This window comes from Chitinibacter sp. S2-10, assembly GCF_046530675.1.
In the GTDB taxonomy this organism is placed as follows: Bacteria; Pseudomonadota; Gammaproteobacteria; order Burkholderiales; family Chitinibacteraceae; genus Chitinibacter.
Window position 1 is genome coordinate 1,645,359 of sequence record NZ_CP172558.1, and the last position, 21,008, is coordinate 1,666,366.

The following is a 21,008-nucleotide window of genomic DNA, read 5'->3' on the forward strand; positions in this document are numbered from 1 at the left end:
TGTTGGTGGTTCGGGGCGGCAATTATTGCCGAATCAACCGTTTGCGCCAAGTACACCGATGATGCGAAGTGTTTTTGCATCGGGAATTTCGGTGTGGGCAATGACGCGCAAATTGGGGATGGAGCGCTTCAAGAAGCGCGACAGCATTGGGCGCAATTGTGCCGGAGTGATAATCACTGGATTGACTCCCTGCATTTCAAGTTGCTCGGAGAGCTGAGCCGCTTGTTGCAGCAGACGCTCGGCCAAACCGGGTTCCAGTCCGCCTTGTGATTTACCGCTGGCTGCCGACATCAGGATGTTTTCCAGTTGCGGTTCGAGAGCAACGACTTGCAGCTCGTTTTCTCCTGGGAAAAACTGATGCACGATGGCGCGTCCCAAAGCCACCCGCACAGCCGAAGTCAGGTCGTCAATGTCTTGGGTGCGAATCACGTTTTCGCCCAGCGTTTCCAGAATCGTGCGCAGATCACGAATGTGTAGCCCTTCATCGAGCAAACTTTGCAGTACTTTTTGCAATGTGCCGATTGCAACGACTTTCGGTACCAGTTCTTCAACCAGTTTGGGTGATTCCTTGGCAAAGTGATCCAGTAGCGCCTGAACTTCTTCACGTCCGAGTAATTCTGCGGCGTGCGATTGCAGGATGTTGGAAATATGCGTACCGACAACGGTCGACGCATCGACAACGGTGTAACCCATGGCCTGAGCCTGATCGCGCAGATTGCTATCGACCCAGGTGGCGGGCAGGCCGAATGTCGGGTCGGTCGTGACGGTGCCGGGCAGATTTCCCGAGACATTGCCAGGATTGATGGCGAGCCACTGACCTACAAAAGCTTCGCCGACGCCGACGTCGACGCCCTTGAGCTGAATTCGGTATTGATTCGGGCGTAATTCCAGATTGTCGCGGATGTGGACTGCGGGAACCAGAAAGCCGAGCTCCTGAGCAATTTTTTTGCGAATGCCGCGAATCCGGCGCAGCAATTCACCGTCCTGATTGCGGTCAACCAGCGGAATCAGTCGATAACCCACCTCCAGTCCGACCGGGTCGACTGCCTGTACATCGGCCCAGCTGACTTCCTGCAAAGGCGCTTCGGCGGGTTTGGCTGACGGTGCTGCGCCCGGTACGGGGGCTGCTCCGCCCGATGCCGCTCTGGGTGCCGCGCCACCGAGTGTTGCTTTGAGAATATTCTGCTCGGACAGCCACGCCAGTCCTGCCGCGATCAGTGCCATCAGCAAAAAAGCAAAATGGGGCATGCCGGGAATGATGCCGAGTACGGCGAGTACGCCGGCCGTTACATACATGACCTGTGGGCGGGAGAAGAGCTGCCCCAGAATTTGGGTCGACAAATCCTGATTGGTGCCGACGCGAGAGACAACGATACCTGCTGCGACCGAAATAATTAGCGCTGGCACCTGAGCGACCAGACCATCGCCGATTGTTAGCAGGGTGTAGGTTCTCGCTGCCTCGGCGAATGGCAGGTCATGTTGCAGCATGCCGACCAAGAGGCCGCCAATCAAATTAATGACCATGACCAGAATACCGGCGACGGCGTCGCCGCGAACGAATTTGCTCGCACCATCCATTGAACCGAAAAAATTGGCTTCGTCGGAAATTTGCGCACGGCGTGTGCGGGCTTCTTCTTCACCAATTAGTCCGGCGTTCAGGTCGGCGTCAATCGCCATCTGTTTGCCGGGCATCGCATCGAGGGTAAAGCGAGCCGATACTTCAGCGATCCGGCCGGCACCCTTGGTGATGACGACAAAGTTAATGATGGTCAGAATAATAAACGCGACAATCCCGACTGCGACATTATCGCCAATCAGGACGTGACCGAAGGATTCGATGACTTTACCGGCGGCATCGCCGCCCGCGTGGCCTTCGGTGAGCACCAGTTTGGTTGATGCGACGTTGAGCGAGAGCCGCAACAAGGTGGTCATCAGCAAGACGGTAGGGAAGCTGGAAAATTCCAGCGGTTTCTGGGTGTAGAGACTCACCATCAATACAATCACCGACAGGGCGATATTGAAAGTGAAGAAAAAATCGAGCAGCAGCGGCGGCAAAGGCAGGATCATCATGCCAAGAACCATCAGCACGAGTGCCGGCATTGCGAGCAGAACCAGTTTATTGCGCCACATTCAAAATACCTGACGGGTGTATTGCGTTGTTGAATATTACTGCTGTTGCTTTCATGAATATACCCCTATTGCTTTGATTCGGGGTCCAGTTCGGGCGGCACAGGCAGGTCGGTGTTGAGTGTGGGCTCAAAGCCACCTTCCTTGCGATAGACCTCAAGCTGGTAAATATAAGCTAACACTTCGGCTGTAGCAGTATACAGCGCAGTCGGGATTTCTTCGCCTAACTCGGCGTGATGATAAAGCGCCCGGGCAAAAGGCGGGGTACGAATGACGGTGACCTTGTTGTCTTTGGCGATCTCGATAATCCGCTCGGCCAGCAGGAAAGAGCCTTTGGCGACGACGGTGGGTGCGCGCATCGCCTGATCGTAACGAATCGCCACCGCATAGTGCGTCGGGTTGGTGACGACGACGTTGGCTTTCGGAATTTCGGACATCATCCGTTTGCGCGCAGCCTCGCGTTGCAACTGGCGAATCCGGCCTTTGACGTGCGGATCACCTTCGGACTCCTTGTATTCCTGCCGCACTTCTTCCTTGGTCATGCGCAGGCCTTTGTAGTAATCCCATAGCTGGTAGGGTACATCGATCATGGCAATGACGGCCATTGCGCTGACGACCAGCAACAGGGTGTGCCGGGTCATTTGCCAGGTCATGGCAAAACTGGCTTCAAGCGGCATGGAGAGCAAGATTAAAAATTCGTCGCGTTCTTGCCACATGACCCAAGCGGCGACGCCGCCAATCAGCCCGGATTTCAGAATGGTTTTGACGGTTTCAATGACGGTACGGGGGGAAAACATCCGGCCGATGCCGCTCATGGGGTTCATGCGGCCAAAATTGGGACCAAGTGCTTCCATGCTGAATAACCAGCCGCCAATCATGATCGGGGTCAGAATCGATATGATGGCGCAGGCGCCAAAAACCGGCAGAATGGCAATGACCGCGATGCGGGATAATTCAAACAGCTGTTCGGTCATTAGCTGGGGTTGCCAAATTTGCGCACGGGTAAAGCTAAAGGCGGTAACCATGATTTTTTTCATGGCAGCATAAAGCTCTGGTCCGGTAACAATCACCGCAACCAGTCCGACCATCAGGGTCGAGAATGAAGTGAGTTCGTGCGAACGCGGCACCTGCCCCTTTTTGCGGGCTTCTTCAAGCCGCCGGGGCGAGGCCGGTTCGGTACGTTCCATATCCGAGTCTTCTGCCATGGACAAAGTGTAACATGGGCGAATACGTGAATAGTTGGCATCAAGTTTGCTTTAACGAGACTGACTCATTTTTGTGGTGCTCAGATCATGGCAAATAACTCCAGCAATAGCGTTAACCTTCTCGGTCTTTCCTTGCAGGCGACTGATGTCAAATCGACACGCGATACGGCATCTGCAGGTGGAGTTGAGTTTGGCGCTCAGTTTAAAAATGAACTCAGTAAGGCTCAGCAGCCCAAACCGGCAGAAAAAGCCCCTGCCAATAAGCAGGCTGAGAATAAACCCCGCTCCGAAGTCAAAGAAAATACCGCAGACGCGGAAGAAACTTCAGTCGTTCGTGAGCCTTCAGGCTCTCAGGAATCTGCAGCAACGCAATCTAAACCGGCTCAGCCGGCAGAGAAGGCTGCAAATTCTGCCGCAGGGGAAGAAGTTGCCGAGCAAACTGCAACGGGTGAAGCCGACCTTGCCGCTTTGCTGGCGATGATGCAGGTCGCGCAAGTGGCTCAGCCTGTCGCGGTTGAGCAAAAAACGGAGCTCCAGACTGGAGATCTGCTGGAAGAAAAAAATGGCGGAGCCAATCTGCTGGCTGCGCTGGCCGGAGATGCCAAGTCGTCCAATCTGGAGCAGGCGCAAATTGGCGCTGATGATTTATTGGGCAAAGATGATGGATCGGATCAATCAAAACAACACTTGCTGGCTGCGCAACTTGATGCCAGCAAAAAATCAACGGCAAACATTGCCGTTGAAGGACTGGATCCATTAGAAAGCTTGCCGCAGGGGCTTAAGGCTGTTCACGGCAAAAGGGCGGATTCCTTTGTCGACACTTTAAATAGCAAATTGGCTCCTGCTGCTCCGACGGGAGATGCACCAGGCGCAATCAATACAGCGACCAGTTTGAATCAGCTTCAATCAGTTAAAGCGGCTGCGGCGGCAGTACCAAGCCACTATATTGATACGCAAGTACACGATTCGCGTTGGGGTGATGCCGTGGCGCAACGGGTCAGCATGATGCTGGGCAAACAGGAACAGCAAATTGAAATGCAATTGAATCCGCCGAATCTGGGGCCGATGGAAGTTCGTCTCAATCTGGGGGGCGAACAAGCCAGTGTGATTTTTACTTCGCAACATGCTGCCGTGCGTGAGGCGTTGGCTGCCGCAACCCCCAAGCTGACTGCTTTGCTGGCCGATCAGGGGATTGTTCTGCATAACGTTCAGGTCGCATCCGATTCATTGCAGCAACAGCAACAGCAACAGCAACAGCAGGCATCTCAGCAACAGCAGGATAACCGTTTTAACTCATCGTCATCTGCTTCGCGCTATGGCGTGGAAATGAATGGTGTGGCTGGCAAGGGGGGGGCGGAACGGGTCGTCAACTTGAGTGATTTGCGGCTGCCTGCGGGTAGTACTCGAGTGAGTTTGTTTGTTTGATATTACAATGAAGGTTTGAAAACGCTTGCGTAGAGTGCCGTTTATAGTATCTTCGCTGTATTGGTAAGAAATCTTCGGGGAGGAGGTTTCTTGCCCTAACTCCATCTTTCAGAAAACAGACGAAAAAGGTTGTTTGATATGGCAGAACCCAAAGCTGCACCCAGTACCGAGGCACCTCAGCCCAAGAAAAATATCCTGTTGTTTGCCATTATCGGGGTCTTGGTTGTCATTATGCTGGCACTGGCTGGCGGCCTGGCTTATTTCATTTTGAAAACACCGGCAGATGGTGGTGTGGATGAGGTGGTGACCGACGCGCACGCTCAGGCCGAAGCAGAGAAAAAAGCCAAGGAAAAGAAGAAAAAGGAAAAAGCTGAAGCAGGCGTTAATGTTTTCGATAAATTGCAGGATCAGGCGTTTACTGTCAACTTGTCGGGTGAGCCAGAGGCTGTGTTACAAGTAGAAATCATGGTCGAATTGGCTGATGAAGAAGAAAAAGCCAAATTGAAGCAGGTACAGCCTAGAGTGCTGGATGCCGTAAATCGACTACTGCGCTCCAAAACGATTGATGAAGTCAAAACGACAGAAGGTCAGGAAACATTGGCGCGCGAAATTCGTGAGCAACTAAACAAGATACTGGAAGCTGAAGCGAAAGATGAAGGTGTGTTGAGTGTGAATTTCACGAAATATTTTTATCAGATTCAGTAATCGTTAAAATATCCGATTAACACAGTAGTACTGTTGGAATAAAAGCGGCGATATGGCTGACGATATCCTTTCCCAAGAAGAGGTCGATGCGCTACTGCGTGGCGTGACAGGCGAGCAGGACGAGCTCGAGGCCGAATCTGACCCGCGTGCCATCCGTGAATACGAAATCGGCCGGCAGGAACGGATCGTGCGCGGCCGGATGCCGACGCTGGAGATTATCAACGAGCGGTTTGCACGTAATTTGCGAATTGCATTGTTCAATTTCATGCGACGCAACGCCGAAATCAGCGTGGGGCCCGTCCGGGTACAGAAATACAGCGAATTTATCCGCAATCTGGTGGTTCCGACCAATTTGAACATGATTCATATGAAGCCCTTGCGCGGAACGGGCTTGTTTATTTTTGATCCGGATTTTGTTTTTCTGGTCGTTGATAATCTGTTCGGTTCGGATGGTCGTTATCATGTACGGGTTGAGGGGCGAGATTTTACGCCAACCGAGCAGCGGATTATCCAGCGTTTGCTCGATGTCGTTTTTGAAGAATATGAAAAAGCGTGGAAACCGGTTTTTGAGTGCGAGTTTGCCTATTTGCGCTCGGAAATGAATACGCAGTTTGCTAATATTGCGACCCCGACCGAAGTCGTCGTTGCCTATACGTTCAAAATCGAGCTGGGCGCTGGTGGCGGCGATTTTCACGTCTGCTTCCCGTATTCGATGCTCGAGCCGATTCGTGACCTGCTCTACAGCAGCATGCAGGCGGATCGGATGGAAGCCGATAATCGCTGGACCAATCTGATGCGTAAACAGGTTCAGCTTGCCGAAGTCGAGCTGGTGGCAACCTTGGGAACTTCGCATATTACACTCGGTGAAATTCTGAATTTGAAAACCGGCGATGTGATTCCGCTGGAGATTCCCGAAGTTATCGGTGCTGCAGTGGATAATGTGCCGGTACTTGAAGCCAAGTATGGCGTTGTAAACAAGCAATACGCCTTAAAGGTAGAGAAATTGCTGCGTGCTGCCGAGTCATTGAACGGGCAGGAACATGAAGAGGATTAAGCATGGCTGATGAAAACAATCCGGCAGAAGAAAGTGCGGATGACATCATGGACGATTGGGCCGCCGCTCTGGCCGAACAGGTAACCGAAGAATCTGCGGCCAGCGTCGAGGCGCAGCCTGCTGATATTTTTCAGAGTTTTGATGGGGCGGGTACGCCTGCCGGAGCCCCGAAAAATATCGACATGATTCTCGATATTCCGGTGGCGCTGACTGTTGAACTTGGGCGTACCAAAATTGCGATCCGCAACTTGCTGCAATTGGCACAAGGTTCGGTCGTCGAGCTGGACGGACTTGCGGGGGAGCCGATGGACGTACTCGTTAACGGCTGCCTGATTGCGCAAGGGGAGGTGGTGGTCGTGAATGAAAAATTCGGTATCCGCCTGACCGATATCATTACACCTGCCGAACGGATTCGCCGTTTACATAAATAAATCGGCCTATAAATTGATCATTGACCAGGAGCGGGAATGACGGTGCATCACGAAGTTGACGCCTTTATTTCCCGTCGAATCGAATGAAATTGAGTCGTTATTTCTGCGGCAGCCTTTTGGGGCTGCCGCTGTCTGTTTGGGCTGCGGCAAATCCATCCGCATCGTCCGGGGTGGGTTCGCTCCTGCAAGTCTTGCTGGCGCTGGCGCTGGTACTGGGCTTGATCGTTGCTGCCGCGTGGCTGATGCGGCGATTTTCGCTGGTGCCGGGCGCGGGCAGCGGGCATTTACGCGTGGTGTCCGGGGTGATGGTTGGGCAGCGCGAGCGTGTGGTCATCGTCGAAATTGAAGGGCAATGGCTGGTGCTGGGGGTGACGGGCGAGCAGGTGAATGTGCTGCACAAACTCGACAAGCCGGAAGGCGTCGATGTCGCTGCTCCGGCACTGCCGGCCTTTGCACAATGGTTGCAGGCGGCGCTCGAAAAACGCAAAGATAATTCGGAAAATAAAAATGCAGATGCCACCTAAGATGAGTCGATGGCCTTTAATACTGCTAGTGGGTATATTGCCAGGAACTTTGTTGGCCGCGGATCCTGTTGGTATACCCTTTATGTCGTCGACGCAAACTGCGGCTGGGACGGCTTATTCGCTGCCGATCCAGACCTTGCTGTTTATGACGGCGCTCGGGTTTATTCCCGCGCTGTTGCTGATGATGACGGCGTTTACCCGTATTGTGATCGTACTCTCCTTGCTGCGTCAGGCGCTCGGTACGATGCAAAGCCCGCCCAATCAGGTCATTGTCGGCTTGTCACTTTTTCTGACGATGTTTGTGATGTCGCCGGTTTTTGACAAAGTGTATACCACAGCCTACAAGCCGTTCTCCGAAGAAAAAATGACATTCAATGAGGCAATCGACAAAGGCGCAATGCCATTGAAAGACTTCATGCTCAAGCAGACGCGACAAAAAGATCTGGCTTTCTTTATTGAAGTTTCAGGCGCGCAAGCGCCGCAAGGACCGGAAGATGTTAGCTTGCGAACGCTGGTTCCCGCTTTTGTGACGAGCGAGCTTAAAACCGCGTTCCAAATCGGTTTTATGGTGATTATTCCTTTCCTGATTATCGACCTGGTCGTTGCCAGTATTCTGATGGGGATGGGGATGATGATGGTTTCGCCGGTCATGATCTCATTGCCATTCAAACTGATGCTGTTTGTGCTGGTCGATGGCTGGACTTTGCTGATGGGATCCTTGGTGCAAAGCTTTTACATGGGGGCCTAGATGAGTCCGGAAACGGTAATTACCCTGCTGCAGCGGGCGATGGAAGTGATGGTTTTGCTCTGCGGCCCGGTGCTGCTGGCTACGCTGGTTTCCGGTCTGATTATCAGCATTTTTCAGGCTGCGACTCAGATCAACGAGGCGACGCTATCGTTTATTCCCAAACTGTTGATCGCTTTTCTGGTGCTGGTGCTGGCTGGCCCGTGGATGATTGAGTTGCTCTCCGATTACATCATCCGTTTGTATCAAAGCATTCCCCAAGTGATCGGCTGATGTGGGTTGTTACTCAGGCGCAGATTGAAATCTGGCTGGCGACGTTCTGGTGGCCATTTTTACGCATCATGGGCATGTTACTCGCCGACCCATTTTTCTCCAGTCGGCGGATTCCGTCTCCGGTTCGCGTTGGTTTGGGCATTCTGCTGACTTTACTGATTGTTCCCGCTTTGCCGCCGATGCCCAGCGTGCCGGTGGTTTCTCCGGATGGCATGCTGATTGCCGCGCGCGAACTGATTTTGGGTTTTGCCATCGGCTTTGTCATGCGACTGGTGTTTACTGCCGTGGAAATGGCCGGACATCTAGCCGGTTTGCAAATGGGTCTGGGTTTTGCTTCGTTTTATGATCCGCATAATTCCGGTAATACGCTGGTGATGGCTCAGTTAATGAGTCTGATGATGATTCTGCTGTTTTTGTCGCTCAATGGTCATCTGATGATGTTGCGCGTGTTGCTCGAAAGCATGGTGCAGTTGCCGGTGGGGCAGATACAGCTGAATGCAAAAGGTTTTGAGCTGATTGCGCTGTATGGCAGCATGATTTTCCGCGTCGCCGTGATGTTGTCCTTGCCTGTGCTGGCGGTGTTGCTGATTACCAATCTGTCGATCGGCGTGATGACCCGTGCGGCACCACAGCTCAATGTGTTTGCGATTGGTTTTCCGATTACGCTCGGTATTGGTTTTGCTGCGCTGTACTATTCGTTACCGATGATGGTGCCGCAGATCGATCAGTTGCTGAGCGAGACACCGCGCATGATCGGGAAATTCATGAAAGCGTTTGGCTCGCCATAACGGTTGCACAGTAGTCAATCGAGACTCACGCGCTGCGCCGTTGCTTCAGAGCCTAGCTCTTCTTCTTGCTATGCGAGCCAAGCAAATGTCCCATGCGTTCTTTTTTGGTCGTGAGGTATTTGTGATTTTCCGGATTGGCGGTCACTTCGTGCGGCAAACGCTCGTTCACCGGAATGCCTAATTTGTTCAAGGCGTCGATTTTAAGCGGATTATTGCTCATCAGTCGTACCGAGCGCACGCCCAGATTTTTCAGCATCCACGCCGCGTCTGCATAGTCGCGGTTATCGCTGGGCAGGCCTTGCGCCAGATTGGCTTCAACGGTATCCATGCCTTGATCTTGCAACTGATAGGCCAGAATCTTATTGCAAAGTCCGATGCCGCGACCTTCATGCCCACGCAAATACAGTAAGGCGCCGCGTCCTTCAGCTTGAATCCGCTGCAAAGCATGCTTTAACTGATCGCCACAATCGCAACGTAAAGACCCCAGAGCATCGCCCGTCAGACATTCCGAATGCAGACGAACCAGCACGTCCTCGCCCGTAATATCACCGAAGGTCAGCACCAGATGTTCAACGCCGGTTTGCGGGTTGAGAAAGGCATGACTGGTAAATTCACCCTGAGTCGTGGGTAGGCGCGCGCTGGCGACTTTTTGCAATTCGGTGGTGATATTAGGCATTGCTAAGACAAATCCTGCTGGGCATGAAATACAGATATGGGGTTGAAGCGGCCAGATTTCAAATCAATCGGCACAATTTCCTGATCCGGCACATATTGGTCGAAAACACTCAAATGCAACACTGTATCATTAACGCGGTGGAAAATCTTGGGAATCGCAAATCGGGATTTTACGAGCTGGTGTAAACTGGCACGGCAGCTGTCCGTTTTTTTGAGATGTGTATGTATATTATTTTAATCGGCTATTTATTCGTCATCGTCATGATGTCGCTCGGGGCGGGGAGTATCACTGTCGGGCTCTTTTATTTCCTGTTCTTGGCGGTATTACCCACCTGGGGTGCACTGGCCTTGAAACGCAGTATCCAGCGCAGCAAAGCGGCTAAAGCCACTGAGCTGGCCGAGAAGGCTGCGGTGCAGAATAATCAGCCTGCTCAAGATTGAGTTGTGAGCAAGCCCACTCCGCATTGGTTTGTGAATCTAATGGGTTTGTGAATCTAATGGGTATGTGAATGAAGGCTAGTCAATGACTAGACTTCATGTCGATACCCTAGTTATGTATCAATGTGGCAAGACATTATGCAAAATGGCAATAGGTAGCGCACCGGCGACCATTAATAAGACTTGATGCAGTGTGTCTTTGATGTGTGGGCGTTTGTGCAGCGTTGGAATCAGGTCGGCAATCGCGACATAAATCAGACTCGCAGCGCCGAGTGCGAGCAAGTAGGGCTGCGCCGCTTCGACGATGCTCAGCGAATAATAGGCGAGCAGGCCACCGGCCAGTGCTGCCAGCGATGAGAACAAATTAAATAGCAGCGCTTTGGCCTTGCTATAACCCGAATGCAGCAGCACGATAAAGTCACCGACTTCCTGCGGAATTTCATGCGCAATAATTGCCAGCGCCGTCGCGATGCCGACTGAGGTGTCGGCCATAAATGCTGCGGCAATCACCGCGCCATCGAGAAAATTATGGAAGGTATCGCCGACCATAATCATCAAGCCGGCTCGACCATGATCGTGACCGTGCGAATGGCCGTGATTGTGGCCGCTGTGATCGTCATGCGCGTGCTCGTGGCCTTCGAGCTCTTCGCATGACTCGTGATGGCAATGCCGCCAGATCACCAGTTTTTCCATTACAAAGAAAATAAAAATCCCGATCAGAATCGTCAGTGAAATCGCTTCAGGGCTGGCGTGAGATTCATGTTCGGCGGCGGTTTCAGCTTCATGAGTGCCTGTTGTGGCATGGGCGGCTGCGCTGGCCGGATTGGCGTCGTGCAGTAAAACTTCGACCGCTTGCGTCGCGTGCTGATGACCTTCGTGACCTTGATGGCTTTCGAAAGCATGCGGCAGGATTTCCAGAAACACGGCGGCGAGCAATGCGCCGACGGCAAACGAAACCAGTTTGGGTATCCAGTGCGGCTTGGCAAAATACGCCATCGCGCCAGCGGCGAGGACGCTGAGCAAGCTGCCCAGCAAGCTCATGGTGATGATCCAGCTTAGTGTCGACATAAAGAAAAAATCCTGCAGATGCAACACTGTAACATAAACGTTACGCTAAGTCTGCTTGCAAACGATTCTCAGTTTGATGCTCGGCAATTATTCCAGCCAAATCAAACTCGCCAGCCGACCCGTCTGACCATCGCGCCGATAGCTGAAATAAGTCTCGGCTTGCGTCACCGTACATTGGTCGCCGCCGTAAATAGTCGTAATACCCAGGGTGTGTAAGCGCTGGCGCGCCAATAGGTATATATCCGCCAGCCATTTACCTCCGTCTTGCGCGACAAAAGCTTGTTCGGCTTGCGCATCAATTGCCATAAAAGCGGCGCGGACTTCATCACCGACTTCAAATGTCTTCGGACCAATCGCGGGGCCGAGCCAGACGAGAATTTCGCTGACCGGACATGCCATTTTGGCGACTGTCGCCTCAATCACGCCATTGCACAAGCCGCGCCAACCCGCGTGCGCAGCGGCGACGACCGTTCCTGCTTGATCGCAAAACAGCAGCGGCAGGCAGTCGGCGGTCATTACGACGCTCACCACGCCGTGTGTGCGCGTGAAGCTAGCGTCGGCGTCGACCGGCGCGCTGATTTTGGCGGCGTCAACGATGGTAATACCATGCACCTGATTGAGCCACGCAGGCGCTTGAGGCAGCACTTGCGTGAGCAGGGCGCGATTGGCTGCGACGTGTTCTGGATTATCGTTGACGTGGCTGCCGAGGTTAAAGCGATCAAATGGCGGCAAACTAAGCCCGCTCCGATTTGCAATACCATCATCGGTAAAACCATTGCGGGTGGTTTGTAGTGCTTTGACGTTGGCAGGTGCTGGCCAGTCGGGTGCAAAAACGCCCAGCGCGTTGGCGGTGGGCGTGAGTGCAGTTGCAGTGTTGATTTTATTCACGGACATAAATCAGTTCGCAATCGTGATCGTCGTCTTCATCGTCGTCTTCGTCGTACTGGTCTTTCGCCAGCTCCATATCGGCGCGTAGCGTAAAGATTAACTGCTCCAGATCGTGCGGGATCGGCGCTTTCCATTCCATCGTTTTGCCGGTGGTCGGATGAACGAGCGACAGCTTGCGCGCATGCAATGCCTGACGATTGAGTTCTTCGAGCGCCATTTTGACTTCCGGTGACGTATCCAGGCGCGGTGGTGTGCCATAGACCTGATCTGCGGCGAGTGGATGTTTGATGTGCGCCATATGAACACGAATCTGATGCGTACGGCCGGTTTCCAGCCGGCATTCGATCAACGTGTAATCGGTGAATTTTTCGAGCACCAGATAATGCGTGATCGATTCTTTGCCATTGTGCACTACGGCCATTTTGATCCGTTCGCGCGGGTGACGGCCAATGGGCTCGTCCACTGTGCCATCGCGTTTGATATTGCCGCGTGCGACAGCCAGGTAATGGCGTTTGACGGTGCGCGCCTGCAGTTGCTGTACCAGGTTGTTTTGCGCTTGCAGCGTGCGAGCAACAACCATCAGGCCACTGGTGTCTTTGTCGAGTCGGTGGACAATGCCGGCGCGTGGTACCTGGCGGACTTCCGGGTAATGAAACAGCAGCGCGTTGAGCAGTGTTCCTTCCCAGTTGCCATTCCCGGGGTGAACGACCAACCCTGCTGGTTTGTTAATCACCAGTAGCGTGTCATCTTCATAAATGACGTCCAGCGGCAGGTCTTCGGCCACGAAGGCAATTTCGTTCGGGTCAGCCTGAACATTAACTGTTAGCGTTTCGCCACCCCAAAGCTTGGTCTTGGTCGTGGCAAGTGCGCCATCAACGGTCACTTGACCGTCTTTAATCCAAGTAGCCAAGCGTGAGCGTGAAAAATCAGGCAAAATCTTCGCCAGCGCGGCATCAAGACGCGTCCCCGCCAAATCGGCAGGAACAGTCAAGACACGCGTGTCTGAGAAGTCGTTATAATCGTCGAGTTCAATATCGGATTGCATCATGTATAAGATTCTACCTCGAATCCTCGTTTCTGCCTTGCTGTTTAGCTTAATGGTCGGTTGTGCCAATACCGGTACGACTAATGATGAAACGAAAGACTGGTCTGCGGATAAGCTGTTTTCTGAAGCCAAAAGCCAGCAGGGCAGCAGGGACTACACCAAATCAACCCAGTATTTTGAACGGTTGGAGGCTCGCTACCCCTACGGGAAATATGCGCAGCAAGCTCAGCTGGAAATCGCCTACAACCATTATAAAGATCAGGAGCCCGCGCTGGCGCTGGCTTCGATTGAGCGCTTTATGAAGCAAAATCCGGCGCACCCGAGCCTGGACTACGCGATGTATCTGAAAGGTTTGGTCAATTTCAATGAGTCGCAAGGCTTTCTGTCGGCCTTGTCCAAGCAGGATATGTCCGAGCGCGATCCACGTGCCGCCAAAGAATCTTTCATGGCTTTTCGCGAGTTGATCGTACGTTTTCCGGATAGCAAATACAGCAGGGATGCCCAGTTGCGTATGGGCTATCTGTTGGGGGCGATGGCCAATTACGAGTTGCATGTCGGCCGCTATTACTACAAGCGCGGCGCTTATCTGGCCGCAGCCAATCGTGGCAAGGCGCTGATTGATAATTACAGCAATACCAAGCAGGTCGAAGGCGCGCTGGCGCTGATGTACCACGCATACAATAAGCTGGGAATGACCGATTATCGTGACGATGCCAAGCGCGTCTTGCTGAAAAACTTCCCGAATAGCACTGCGCTTGAACAGGATATCCTGAGCGACCCATACTGGTGGGCGCCGATCTAAAATATTTGCAGTAAAGGCTTGACGGGGTGCGATAAGGTCTCTATTATTCGCGTCTCTTTGGGGGTATAGCTCAGTTGGGAGAGCGCTTGCATGGCATGCAAGAGGTCATCGGTTCGATCCCGTTTACCTCCACCAGATTGGATAATTTGCCGATTTGATCGACAAATTAAGCAGTAGAAGTCCCCATCGTCTAGAGGCCTAGGACACTGCCCTTTCACGGCGGCGACCGGGGTTCGAATCCCCGTGGGGACGCCAGCAGATTAAGTAAGTAATAAAAGTTTAAGTCCCTATAGTTTAGCGGTTAGAACACTGCCCTTTCACGGCGGCGGCCGGGGTTCGATTCCCCGTGGGGACGCCAAATCAAAATAAAAAAGACACCTTCGGGTGTCTTTTTTATTGCCTGTCGATCAGGCTATCCTGCCGTTACATTAAAAACAGCGAGCCAGACAGCAACAGATTCTAGACCTGTTCGCGTTGGTGGCGCTCGAATTCAATTCTGGCATGCGCCAGACAGTCATAAAAATCGATTCTCAGTTGCTGGCACAATTCCAAGCATTGCTCCAGTTCATTGGTAATTTCATGGCTAAGCCGCTGTTGCGCTTGTTGCGGATTGCCAGTTGTTGAATCTGTATTGAGCATGATCCCGACCTCAATGTGTGCTGTGCCAAGTGCCTATGGTCTGTTGACGTTGGTAAATATGCTTGAAACGACCATTCCTCTAATTTATTGCACCGCACTATTTCTTGCCGCAGCCACTGATCAGTTTGATTTAGATTATTTCATACAGGGTATAGGTATATCTATTGGTGCTTTAATAAAATTGATCTGTATTGATATACCCATCTTAATGACTTTGATGGGCTCGAAGGTATGCAGCATAAGTGCAACACTTGAATCTAGTTAACCGGCTGCAAAGTCTATGCATTACCACCAAGGGGTGCTTGCTCATGCTGGCCCAATGTTTAAATGACTTAAAACTGACTTGTTTGTTGTTTATGTTGTCATGATTCTTCCTGGGAAATAAGATTGATCCCTTTTTCTGAAAGGATGGAGGGTTAGGATGAATAACAATAATCCCGCTCGCTGGGCGCTGCAGTTTCATGGCCGTGGTGGCGAATATTTCCGGATCTGGATTGTCAATCTGCTGCTGAGCATTCTGACGCTGGGTATTTATTCGGCCTGGGCCAAGGTGCGCCGCTTGAAATATTTTTATGGCAATACCGAGCTGGCCGGCTCACGTTTTGATTACACCGCCAAGCCAATGCAAATTCTGATTGGCCGTCTGATTGCATTTGCGTTTTTCTTTGTTTACGCCATCAGCTCGAATGTGAGCCCGGTTTTGTCGGTGGTGGCCGCCGTGCTGCTACTGCTTGCGCTGCCATGGATGATTGTGCGCAGTATCCGCTTTAATCTACGCCAGACGCGTTATCGCAATGTAGCGTTTGATTTTCATGGCTCAGTCTGGGGCGCGGTTAAAAATTATCTGCTTTTGCCGTTGTTGCTGATTCCGACTCTGGGTCTGGCGCTGCCTTTTGTGCAGCATCAGCAATACCGTTTTGTGCTTGATCACGCATCGTTTGGTAAGCAACGTTTTAGCGGCACGGCCTCGGCAGTCGGCGCTTACTACCGTGCTGCGCTGGCCGGTTTGGGTCTGATGATCGCGCTGGTCGTGCTCTTTGGGCTGACCGTAGGTGTGGCTATGTTAGGTGGTACCGCACTGGATATGAGTACACTGGCAAAGCAAGCGCCCGCAGAGATGGCCGCGCGTTTTGCTTTGCCTGCACTGGCCTACATTATCATGCTGATCGGCTTTAATTCGGTTGGTGCCGCTGTCAGTGTGGCGCAGGCCAACCACGGCTGGAGCAATACGGTGCTGGACGATGTGCGTTTTACCAGCTCGGTCAATCCCTGGGCGTATGGCCGGATGATGGCATGGCGTTTACCGCTGGTCGTAGTCACGCTGGGGCTGGCTTTGCCATGGCTGAAAGTGGCTCAGGCGCGTATGCGCACCGAAGGCATGCAGATCGAAGCGCCGCATGATTTGAGCCAATTCGCCGCTGCGCAGCAGCAGTCGGGCTCGGCCATTGGTGCTGAGGCGTCTGATCTGTTTGACGTCGATCTGGCGCTATGATGCTCGTTGCCAGTTATCTGGACGGGCACAGCAGCGCGCTGCATCGTGTTCAGTTGCAGCGCATTGATGATTGTCTGTTGATTGTGGGCGAGGGCTGGACACGCGAAGTGGCCATTGCCGATTGCGAACTCGAAGCTGCGCTGGGTTCCTTGCCCAGCCGCGTGGTCTTTCCCGATGGTGCGACGCTGGAATGCGGCGAGCAGAGTGCATTGGCCGCGCTGCTCGGGCAAGAGCGCAATCGGCTGGCGCTGCTGGAGAGCCGCTGGCGCTACGCTGTTGCAGCACTATTCGCTATTGTGCTGGCAGCGATTGCGTTTTACTTGCAGGGCATGCCGCTGATGGCGCAGCTGGCCGCCAGGCTGACTCCAGTCCAGCTTGAAGTGATGCTGGGGCAATCCACGCTGCAAACTCTGCCCAAGCTGGGGATTGAACTTGAAGCCAGCCAGATTGCGCCAGAGCGGCAACAGCGTCTGCGCCAACGTTTTCAGGCCTATACCGCCGGGTCGGGGTTTGTTTACCAGCTGCATTTTTACGCCATGCCCGAAATTGGCGCCAATGCATTTGCCTTGCCCGGTGGAATGATCGTCGTGACCGATGGGCTGGCCAGCCTGCTCAATGACGATGAGTTGATGGCGGTATTGCTGCATGAAATGGGGCACGTTCAACTGCAGCATGGCCTGCGCAATATCTATCAGAGTACCGGTATTGTGCTGGTGGCATCGGTGATTCTGGGTGATGCGCCTGGCGCGATGGGCAATCTGGCGGCGACAGGTGCGATGCTGGTGCAGTTGGGTTACTCACGCCAGTTTGAGCACGATGCGGACATTTTTGCCGCCGAACGTTTGCGTGAAACGGGGCAATCGCCCGCTTTACTGGCCGACGCGCTGCAAAAACTAAGCGCTTCGGTGAAAGATGCGCTCGATGTTCCCGAGCTGCTGGCAACGCATCCGGCAACACAAGAGCGGCTAAAAGCCTTGCGCAGTGCTGCAAATCCATAAACCACTTCATTAATCATTTGCTCTGCTCTAAATAAAAAAAGCCACGACTCAGGTCGTGGCTTTTTTTGCGCTCATTGAGCGATTATTTCTTGCGTTGCGGTGGCAGATCGGTACATACGCCTTTGGCCACTTCGGCCGCCATGCCAATCGACTCGCCCATTGTTGGGTGCGGGTGAATGGTTTTGCCGATATCGACTGCGTCTGCGCCCATTTCAATACCCAGACACACTTCACCGATCATATCGCCCGCGTGCGGGCCAACAATCGCGCCGCCGAGGATCTGGCCGTTTTCCGCGTCGAAAATCAGCTTGGTGAAGCCTTCATCACGACCGTTGGCAATCGCACGGCCTGAAGCGGCCCATGGGAAGACGCCCTTGGTGATCTTGATGCCTTCTTTCTTGGCCTGATCTTCGGTTAAACCTACCCAAGCCACTTCAGGGTCGGTGTAGGCTACGCCCGGAATCACGCGAGCGTCAAAATAGGCTTTGTGATCGGCGGCGTTCTCGGCAGCCACGTGCGCTTCGTGCACGGCTTTGTGCGCCAACATTGGCTGGCCGACCAGATCGCCAATCGCGAAGATGTTCGGCACATTGGTGCGCATTTGCTTGTCTACGGCGATAAAGCCACGCTCGTCAACGATCACACCGGCGTTTTCCGCACCGATTTTCTTGCCGTTTGGCGAGCGGCCGGTTGAGTACAGAACCAAGTCGTAGCATTGTGCTTCGGCTGGCGCTTTCGGGCCTTCAAACGTCACCCAGATGCCGTCTTCTTTCGGGACTATGCTGGTCGTTTTCGACTGCAACATGATGTTGTCAAAACGATGTTTATTCCAGTCTTGCCATACTTTCACCAGATCGCGATCCGCGCCTTGCATCAGGCCGTCTGACAATTCAACCACGTCCAGACGCGCGCCCAGCGTTGAATACACCGTACCCATTTCCAGGCCGATAATGCCGCCGCCGATAATCAGCATGCGTTTGGGTACAGATTTGAGCTCCAGCGCGCCGGTTGAATCAACGATACGTGGATCGTTCGGGATGAATGGCAGTTTCACCGCTTGCGAGCCCGCAGCGATAATCGCTTTGGCAAACTTAATGACTTTTTTCTCGCCAGTCAGATCTTTGCCTGAGCCCGAAGTCAGTTGCACTTCGATGTGGTTGGCATCGAGGAAAGTACCGATACCACGCACATGCTCGACTTTACGCATCTTGGCCATGCCAGCCAGACCGCCAGTGAGCTTGTTAATGACTTTTTCTTTGTAGCCACGTAGGCCGTCGATATCGACTTCCGGCTTGCCAAACTTGATACCGTTCGATGCCAAGTGAGCCACTTCATCGATCACCGCTGCATTGTGCAGCAAGGCTTTCGATGGAATACAACCGACGTTCAAACACACACCGCCGAGTGAGCCATAACGCTCAACCAGTACGGTTTTCAGACCCAAATCAGCCGAGCGGAACGCAGCAGAATAGCCGCCAGGGCCAGCGCCCAAGACCATCATGTCCACTTCCATGTCCACCGCGCCAGCGTATTGGCCAGCAACGGGGGCTGCTACTGGAGCGGCAGGCGCAGCAACTGGTGTTGCAGCCGGAGTTGGTGCCGCGGCCGCTGGAGCTGCTGCGCTGGCAGCAACTTCAACAATCGCGATCACGCTGCCTTCGGATACTTTGTCGCCAATTGCGACTTTCAGCTCTTTGATCACGCCGGCGTGAGTGGCTGGCACTTCCATCGTCGCTTTATCGGTTTCCAGTGTAATCAGGCTTTCTTCGACGGCAACGGTGTCGCCGACTTTAACAAACAACTCGATAATCGCCACATCGCTATGGCCACCAATATCGGGTACTTTCAATTCAATCGTATTGCTCATGATTTATTCCTGTGAGGTCAAGGGTATGAGGTGGGAGCGATTATGGGTATTGCCCTGCAGGTCAATACCCAAGCTCTCACGCCTCGCAGAATTAGAGAACCAGACGACGGATGTCGGTCAGCAGTTTGCCCAGATGCACGGTGAAGCGACCCGCTTGTGCGCCATCGATCACGCGGTGATCGAATGACAGCGACAATGGGCACATCAGGCGTGGGGTAAATTCCTTGCCGTTCCAGACTGGTTTGATTTGCGATTTGCACACGCCAAGAATCGCCACTTCAGGCGCGTTGACGATTGGCGTGAAGCCAGTGCCGCCGATGCCGCCCAGTGATGAAATTGTGAATGTCGCGCCTTGCATATCGGTTGGCTTGAGCTTACCGTCGCGTGCTGCCAGCGACAATTCGGTCAACTCTTTGCAAATCTGCTTCAGACCCTTCTGATCAACGTCTTTGATGACAGGGACAACCAGACCGTTTGGCGTATCCGCCGCAAAACCAATGTGGTAGTACTGTTTCAGGACTAAATTGTCGCCGTCGAGCGATGAGTTCATTTCCGGGAAGGCTTTCAGCGCTTCAGCAGCCGCCTTGATAATGAAGGCCAACGGGCTGATCTTCAGGCCTGATTTTTCCCACTCTTTACCGACCGTTTTACGGAATTCTTCCAGCTCGGTGATATCGCATTCGTCGTTGAACGTCACGTGCGGGATCACGACCCAGTTGCGGTGCAGATTCGCGCCAGAGATTTTTTTGATGCGGCTCAGTGGTTTGGTTTCGATCGGGCCAAACTTGGCAAAATCGACTTTCGGCCATGGCAACAAGTCCAGACCGCCGCCCAATGAAGCTGCTGTAGGTGCCGAACCGGCTGCGAAGGAAGACGCCACGGCGCTGGTCATTACCGATTTAACGAATGACTGGACGTCTTCGTGCAAGATACGGCCTTTCGGGCCTTTACCAGCCACTTTGCTCAAATCAACGCCCAACTCGCGCGCGAATTTACGCACTGATGGTGATGCGTGAGCTTTGTTAAAGTTTGCTTCGTCAAATTTAGCTGGCGCAGAAGCGACTGCTGCCGGTGCGGCAACCGGTGCAGCTGCGGCTGGAGCAGCAACTGGCGCTGCTGCAGGGGCAGGAGCAGCAACTGGAGCCGCTACTGGTGCAGGAGCTGCAGCGCTAGAACGTACGGTCAATACCAGCGCGCCTTGCGCGACTTTATCGCCGACTTTAACGGCGATGCTTTCAACCACACCTGCGGCGGTTGATGGCACTTCCATGCTGGCTTTGTCTGATTCGAGTGTGATCAGGCCGTCGTCGAGCGAAACAGTGTCGCCGACTTTCACGTTGACTTCGATGACTTCAACCGCGTCAAAGTTACCGATGTCCGGTACATGCACTTCAACAATTGAAGAAGTTGAAGATGTGGCGGCAGCAGCAGGTGCTGCGCTCGCGGCTGCAGGAGCTGCCGCAACCGGAGCCGCAGCGGCTGGTGCAGGTGCAGCGGCGGCTGCGCCAACTTCCAGCATCAAGACCACATCGCCTTCCGAGGCTTTGTCGCCGACTTTGATGCGCATTTCTTTAACGATACCGGCTTCGGTCGATGGCACTTCCATCGTCGCTTTGTCGGTTTCCAGTGTAATCAGCGATTGCTCTTTCTCGATCACATCGCCCACTTTGACAAATACTTCAATCACTTCAACGCCAGCGTGGCCGCCGATGTCGGGAATTTTCAATTCAATAACGTTGCTCATGGTTATATCCTGTGAGGGAGGGGTATACCCTGCCGTTAATTGTTCAGCCTGCCCTGGGGTGATATACCCCAGGGG

Annotated in this window: 21 protein-coding genes and 3 tRNA genes; 15 read left to right on the forward strand and 9 right to left on the reverse strand. The window is 53.3% G+C overall.

Annotated features, from left to right (window positions below; genetic code table 11):
• Nucleotides 1-33 precede the first annotated feature (33 nt).
• Together flhA and flhB are read right to left on the reverse strand one after the other, a co-directional pair.
• Complete coding sequence (gene flhA / locus ACG2XO_RS07805; protein ID WP_410497432.1) at nucleotides 34-2,130, reverse strand: flagellar biosynthesis protein FlhA; 2,097 nt, start codon at nucleotides 2,128-2,130, stop codon at nucleotides 34-36.
• Between the two features lie 65 nt (nucleotides 2,131-2,195).
• Nucleotides 2,196-3,314 carry a flagellar biosynthesis protein FlhB gene (gene flhB, locus ACG2XO_RS07810; protein ID WP_410497433.1) on the reverse strand — a complete coding sequence of 373 codons (1,119 nt, stop codon included), beginning with the start codon at nucleotides 3,312-3,314 and terminating at the stop codon, nucleotides 2,196-2,198.
• A 105-nt stretch (nucleotides 3,315-3,419) separates the two neighbouring features.
• On the opposite strand from flhB, the gene ACG2XO_RS07815 reads away from it, so the two are divergent.
• From ACG2XO_RS07815 to fliR, 8 genes are all read left to right on the forward strand, one after another.
• Entirely contained in the window at nucleotides 3,420-4,757 is a 1,338-nt protein-coding gene (locus ACG2XO_RS07815) for a flagellar hook-length control protein FliK (RefSeq protein WP_410497434.1), read from the forward strand.
• A 138-nt stretch (nucleotides 4,758-4,895) separates the two neighbouring features.
• Nucleotides 4,896-5,462, forward strand: a complete 567-nt coding sequence (fliL, locus tag ACG2XO_RS07820; protein ID WP_410497435.1) for a flagellar basal body-associated protein FliL — start codon at nucleotides 4,896-4,898, stop codon at nucleotides 5,460-5,462.
• A gap of 52 nt (nucleotides 5,463-5,514) precedes the next feature.
• On the forward strand, nucleotides 5,515-6,516 hold the full coding sequence (gene fliM / locus ACG2XO_RS07825; RefSeq protein ID WP_410497436.1) for a flagellar motor switch protein FliM: 1,002 nt from the start codon (nucleotides 5,515-5,517) through the stop codon (nucleotides 6,514-6,516).
• 2 nt (nucleotides 6,517-6,518) lie between these two features.
• On the forward strand, nucleotides 6,519-6,947 hold the full coding sequence (fliN, locus tag ACG2XO_RS07830; protein ID WP_410497437.1) for a flagellar motor switch protein FliN: 429 nt from the start codon (nucleotides 6,519-6,521) through the stop codon (nucleotides 6,945-6,947).
• Between the two features lie 83 nt (nucleotides 6,948-7,030).
• Nucleotides 7,031-7,471: a flagellar biosynthetic protein FliO gene (gene fliO / locus ACG2XO_RS07835; RefSeq protein WP_410497438.1), complete on the forward strand. Its 441-nt coding sequence runs from the start codon at nucleotides 7,031-7,033 to the stop codon at nucleotides 7,469-7,471.
• Nucleotides 7,472-7,553: 82 nt separating this feature from the next.
• Nucleotides 7,554-8,219: a flagellar type III secretion system pore protein FliP gene (gene fliP, locus ACG2XO_RS07840; protein ID WP_410497439.1), complete on the forward strand. Its 666-nt coding sequence runs from the start codon at nucleotides 7,554-7,556 to the stop codon at nucleotides 8,217-8,219.
• On the forward strand, nucleotides 8,220-8,489 hold the full coding sequence (gene fliQ, locus ACG2XO_RS07845) for a flagellar biosynthesis protein FliQ (protein ID WP_410497440.1): 270 nt from the start codon (nucleotides 8,220-8,222) through the stop codon (nucleotides 8,487-8,489). It begins immediately after the preceding gene.
• A complete protein-coding gene (gene fliR / locus ACG2XO_RS07850) occupies nucleotides 8,489-9,277 on the forward strand; it encodes a flagellar biosynthetic protein FliR (RefSeq protein ID WP_410497441.1) in 789 nt (262 codons plus the stop codon). Before fliQ ends, fliR begins: the two co-directional genes overlap by 1 nt.
• A gap of 52 nt (nucleotides 9,278-9,329) precedes the next feature.
• On the opposite strand, the gene ribA is transcribed toward fliR, so the two are convergent.
• Nucleotides 9,330-9,944: a GTP cyclohydrolase II gene (gene ribA, locus ACG2XO_RS07855; RefSeq protein ID WP_410500240.1), complete on the reverse strand. Its 615-nt coding sequence runs from the start codon at nucleotides 9,942-9,944 to the stop codon at nucleotides 9,330-9,332.
• 230 nt (nucleotides 9,945-10,174) lie between these two features.
• On the opposite strand from ribA, the gene ACG2XO_RS07860 reads away from it, so the two are divergent.
• Complete coding sequence (locus ACG2XO_RS07860) at nucleotides 10,175-10,393, forward strand: hypothetical protein (protein WP_410497442.1); 219 nt, start codon at nucleotides 10,175-10,177, stop codon at nucleotides 10,391-10,393.
• Nucleotides 10,394-10,510: 117 nt separating this feature from the next.
• Here ACG2XO_RS07860 and ACG2XO_RS07865 read toward each other — a convergent pair whose 3' ends face one another.
• The 3 genes from ACG2XO_RS07865 to rluD form a co-directional block, all read right to left on the reverse strand.
• Entirely contained in the window at nucleotides 10,511-11,458 is a 948-nt protein-coding gene (locus ACG2XO_RS07865) for a ZIP family metal transporter (RefSeq protein WP_410497443.1), read from the reverse strand.
• 87 nt (nucleotides 11,459-11,545) lie between these two features.
• Nucleotides 11,546-12,352, reverse strand: coding sequence for a peptidoglycan editing factor PgeF (pgeF, locus tag ACG2XO_RS07870; protein ID WP_410497444.1), 807 nt, complete (start codon nucleotides 12,350-12,352; stop codon nucleotides 11,546-11,548).
• Nucleotides 12,339-13,394, reverse strand: coding sequence for a 23S rRNA pseudouridine(1911/1915/1917) synthase RluD (gene rluD / locus ACG2XO_RS07875; protein ID WP_410497445.1), 1,056 nt, complete (start codon nucleotides 13,392-13,394; stop codon nucleotides 12,339-12,341). Before rluD ends, pgeF begins: the two co-directional genes overlap by 14 nt.
• On the opposite strand from rluD, the gene ACG2XO_RS07880 reads away from it, so the two are divergent.
• From ACG2XO_RS07880 to ACG2XO_RS07895, 4 genes are all read left to right on the forward strand, one after another.
• Nucleotides 13,393-14,193 carry an outer membrane protein assembly factor BamD gene (locus tag ACG2XO_RS07880; RefSeq protein ID WP_410497446.1) on the forward strand — a complete coding sequence of 267 codons (801 nt, stop codon included), beginning with the start codon at nucleotides 13,393-13,395 and terminating at the stop codon, nucleotides 14,191-14,193. The genes rluD and ACG2XO_RS07880 overlap by 2 nt on opposite strands.
• 59 nt (nucleotides 14,194-14,252) lie before the next feature.
• Nucleotides 14,253-14,328, forward strand: a tRNA-Ala gene (locus tag ACG2XO_RS07885).
• A gap of 44 nt (nucleotides 14,329-14,372) precedes the next feature.
• A tRNA-Glu gene (locus ACG2XO_RS07890) sits at nucleotides 14,373-14,448 on the forward strand.
• 28 nt (nucleotides 14,449-14,476) lie between these two features.
• Nucleotides 14,477-14,551 (forward strand) — tRNA-Glu (locus tag ACG2XO_RS07895).
• 101 nt (nucleotides 14,552-14,652) lie between these two features.
• Here ACG2XO_RS07895 and ACG2XO_RS07900 read toward each other — a convergent pair.
• The gene (locus ACG2XO_RS07900) at nucleotides 14,653-14,832 is read right to left on the reverse strand and encodes a hypothetical protein (protein WP_410497447.1); all 180 of its coding nucleotides are present in this window, start codon (nucleotides 14,830-14,832) and stop codon (nucleotides 14,653-14,655) included.
• A 421-nt stretch (nucleotides 14,833-15,253) separates the two neighbouring features.
• Between ACG2XO_RS07900 and ACG2XO_RS07905 the strand changes: the two genes are divergently transcribed.
• The gene (locus tag ACG2XO_RS07905) at nucleotides 15,254-16,324 is read left to right on the forward strand and encodes a YjgN family protein (protein WP_410497448.1); all 1,071 of its coding nucleotides are present in this window, start codon (nucleotides 15,254-15,256) and stop codon (nucleotides 16,322-16,324) included.
• Entirely contained in the window at nucleotides 16,321-17,322 is a 1,002-nt protein-coding gene (locus ACG2XO_RS07910; RefSeq protein ID WP_410497449.1) for a M48 family metallopeptidase, read from the forward strand. The genes ACG2XO_RS07905 and ACG2XO_RS07910 overlap by 4 nt, the downstream gene beginning before the upstream one ends.
• An 82-nt stretch (nucleotides 17,323-17,404) precedes the next feature.
• Here ACG2XO_RS07910 and lpdA read toward each other — a convergent pair whose 3' ends face one another.
• Together lpdA and aceF are read right to left on the reverse strand one after the other, a co-directional pair.
• A complete protein-coding gene (lpdA, locus tag ACG2XO_RS07915) occupies nucleotides 17,405-19,189 on the reverse strand; it encodes a dihydrolipoyl dehydrogenase (RefSeq protein WP_410497450.1) in 1,785 nt (594 codons plus the stop codon).
• A 91-nt stretch (nucleotides 19,190-19,280) separates the two neighbouring features.
• Nucleotides 19,281-20,933: a dihydrolipoyllysine-residue acetyltransferase gene (gene aceF, locus ACG2XO_RS07920; RefSeq protein WP_410497451.1), complete on the reverse strand. Its 1,653-nt coding sequence runs from the start codon at nucleotides 20,931-20,933 to the stop codon at nucleotides 19,281-19,283.
• Nucleotides 20,934-21,008: the final 75 nt, after the last annotated feature.